The following is a 3,215-nucleotide window of genomic DNA, read 5'->3' as shown; positions in this document are numbered from 1 at the left end:
ATATAGCGGCGGGCCGTCTTTCTTACTTGTTTAATCTACGGGGTCCGAGTTTAGCTGTTAATACGGCTTGTTCTTCTTCCTTGGTGGCAGTGCATTTAGCTTGCCAAAGCATTTGGAACCAAGAGGCAGAAATGGCCTTAGCAGGAGGAGTCAATGTCATTTTATCTCCCATTGGTAATATTGCCTTGAGTCGATTAAAAGCCCTATCTCCCGATGGACGGTGTAAGACGTTTGATGCTAGTGCTAATGGCTATGTGCGTAGCGAAGGGGCTGGTTGTATTCTCCTTAAACCCTTATCAAAAGCGATCGCCGATCATGACCCTATCTATGCAGTGATCCGAGGCAGTGCCATTAATCATGATGGACGGAGTAAAGGCTTAACGGTTCCCTACGGACCAGCCCAAGAAACCTTAATTCGTCGGGCATTGCACAGTGCTGAAGTTCAGCCCAAAGAGATCAATTATGTGGAATTACATGGAACTGGCACCCCGTTAGGTGATCCCATTGAAGCCATGGCCTTAGGTACCGTTTTAGGAGAAGGGCGCAACCCTGATGATCCTTGTTTAGTGGGATCGGTTAAAAGTAATATTGGTCATTTAGAAGCGGCCGCTGGCATTGCCAGTGTCATCAAAATGGCACTATCTCTGAAATATCAACAAATTCCCCCTAGTCTTCATTTTAATCAGCCTAACCCTTATATTCCTTTTGATAAATTACCCCTTAAAGTACAATCGACTCTAATTCCTTGGCCCCAAAAAGAGACGCCTGCTAAAGTGGGTATCAGTTCCTTTGGTTTTTCGGGAACGAACGCTCATATCATCTTAGAAGCCGTTACCTTATCTCAAACGACTCAGCAACCCCCCTTACGGTTTCCCCATTTACTGCCTATCTCAGCCCATACCCCCGAAGCAGTCACTAACCTAGTGCAGGGGTATCAAGGCTTAATAGAAGACAAAGAACTGACCCCAAACGATGTACAGAATCTTTGTTATAGTGCGAGTACAAGGCGGACGCACCATGCTCACCGCCGAGCTGTGGTGATTAATTCTCCCCAAGAATTACAAGCTAGTTTACAAGAACTAGAAGCCGTTGACTTAGACAGTTTACCGAAACCCTCGAAACGTAAACCGAAAATTACCTTTGTCTTTTCCGGTGTCGTTAACGTGAGTCCCAACCCATTAGCAATAATCCCTACATTACCTCCTTTTTCTTTACTCCCCAGCCAACGGGGTTTTTGGGGAGGGGTGATCACAATGTTTCCGTTAGGGGTTACGGTAGAGGGATGATCGCCTTTGGGAGAGAGAAACCCTAACAAGTCTAAGTGACGGGACAAGGCCATATCATTAACGGTTATTTTCCCATCTAAGGCCATCACTTCTCCAGAGGCACTTACTGCTAGAGGGTTAATCTCGATCAAATCGAGGTCTTTTTCAATAAATAATTGATACATTTTTTCGATAATCGTACTAACCCCATGAATGAGACGACCTTGAAGACCCATTTTTGTGGCTAACCGACGGGCATAAAAGGGAGAAAACCCTTGATCGAGAACCACTTTTTGCATATGTTTTAATAGGGTTTCTACATCAATTCCCCCTTTCGCTGACCCCATTAAGATCGGTCGTTGTAGTTGATAATCCAGAAGAATGGATAAGAAAATTTCTTCTTGGGTGTCATAACGGGCTTCAGCGAGAATCACTTCAGGATATTCTCCTAAAATGGGTAAACTAAAAATGGCTTGGGCCGCCGCCACAGCATCAATCGTATTCTGCACAAAACGAATGCCCCCGGCCCTACCTCGACCTCCCGAATGGACTTGAGATTTTAAGACCACTGGATAACGAATATGCAAGTGTTTGAGTTCACTTAATTCGGCGATGGGTTGGGAGGGTAAAACGGGAATGCCTACCTGATGAAACAGTTCTTTTGCTTGATATTCCAATAAATCCATTTTGTTTGTTTGTTTGTCCCATTAACGAACTTGTTTGAGACTTTCCACTTTTTTATTGAACAGTTCTGTTATTAAACTTAACACTGTCCGATTTTCCCGAACTTTAATATTAGCTGTCACAGACATTCCTGATTGTAAAGGAATTTCGCGATCGGCGGTGGCCAAGTATTGTTGATCCAGTTCTACTTTGGCGGGAAAGCGATAAAATTGATAGATTTCATCGGGTTCTAGGGCATCAGAACCGATAGACATCACTTCTCCTTTAATATCCCCAAATTCACTAAACGGAAAAGAATCAATTCTCACATCTACTTTTTGCCCCACTCGCACAAAACCGATGTCTTGGTTCGTAATATTCACTTCAGCAATTAAATTGTCGTCGGGGACAATTTTTAAGAGAGGTTCGGTTTGGTTTGGGGGAGGTTACATAACCGGGCCCGGCTTTGAGATCGAAGACGGTTCCTCCTACCGGTGCTTTAATTTCTTGATATTTTAGAGTCACGTTGGTACGACTGATTTGACTGCCTAATTCGGCAATTCGTTTATCATTTTCGACGATGGATTTATTTAATTGACTATCAATATCGGCAATTCTTTCGTTGTTATCAGAAACTTTATCCCTCAAGTCTTTTTCTGTGAGTTTAACAGTATTGACTAATTGAGCTTCTGCTTGATTAATGGCAATTTTTAAGCGTTTTTCTTCTTCGCTAAACCGTTCAATTTCTTTGAGACGATCTTGAACTTGTTGGTTTTGGCGATCGCGTTCAATGGTTCCGTTGGATCGCAGTTCTGTCAGTTGTTGTCTGCGTTCGGCGATGGTTTGTCGTTGTCGTTCGACTTGCAATCTAGCGACCCCTCCTTCTTCGGCCAACGGTCCAATATCGCCTAAGATTTTTTCTTCAATTTCTAGGGCTTTTCGGCTTCTGCGATCGCTTTTTCGTTTCTTTGTTCGATCTCGGCCAATACTTTGCGATCGTCGGTCAATTGTTGTTTAGCATCGGCTAACTCAACTTGTGTTTGTCTGAGTTGTCTTTCTAGCTGATCCATTTCCAGTTGGGCGGCTAAGGCTCTTGAAGAAGATTCCGCTTGAGAGGCTCTGAGTCTAGCGAGTTGTTCGGGACTTAAGGCGCTTCCTGGGCTTTGATTCCCTAATTCTGTTTGATAGAGGCGATTTTCTGCAATTAAGGCCGCACGGTTACGGGCTAGAGCCGCCACTTCTGTGGGTAAATCCAGTTTAACGATCGCCCGTTCTACGTCGGTGGGA

At 44.1% G+C, this 3,215-nt stretch carries 3 pseudogenes; 1 reads left to right on the top strand and 2 read right to left on the bottom strand.

Annotated features, from left to right (window positions below):
• Positions 1-1,154 (top strand): annotated as a pseudogene (locus C4E06_RS21715) (beta-ketoacyl synthase N-terminal-like domain-containing protein); the annotation flags it as partial.
• A gap of 2 nt (positions 1,155-1,156) precedes the next feature.
• Here the strand turns inward: C4E06_RS21715 and C4E06_RS28990 are convergent.
• Both C4E06_RS28990 and C4E06_RS29725 read right to left on the bottom strand, forming a co-directional pair.
• Positions 1,157-1,951: pseudogene (locus C4E06_RS28990) on the bottom strand (ATP-grasp domain-containing protein); the annotation flags it as partial.
• 21 nt (positions 1,952-1,972) lie between these two features.
• Positions 1,973-3,215: pseudogene (locus tag C4E06_RS29725) on the bottom strand (HlyD family efflux transporter periplasmic adaptor subunit); the annotation flags it as partial.

This window comes from Cyanothece sp. BG0011 (assembly GCF_003013815.1).
Lineage (GTDB): Bacteria > Cyanobacteriota > Cyanobacteriia > Cyanobacteriales > Microcystaceae > Crocosphaera.
The sequence above is the reverse complement of the archived record's forward strand: the minus strand, read 5'-3'. Positions and strand labels throughout refer to the sequence as shown.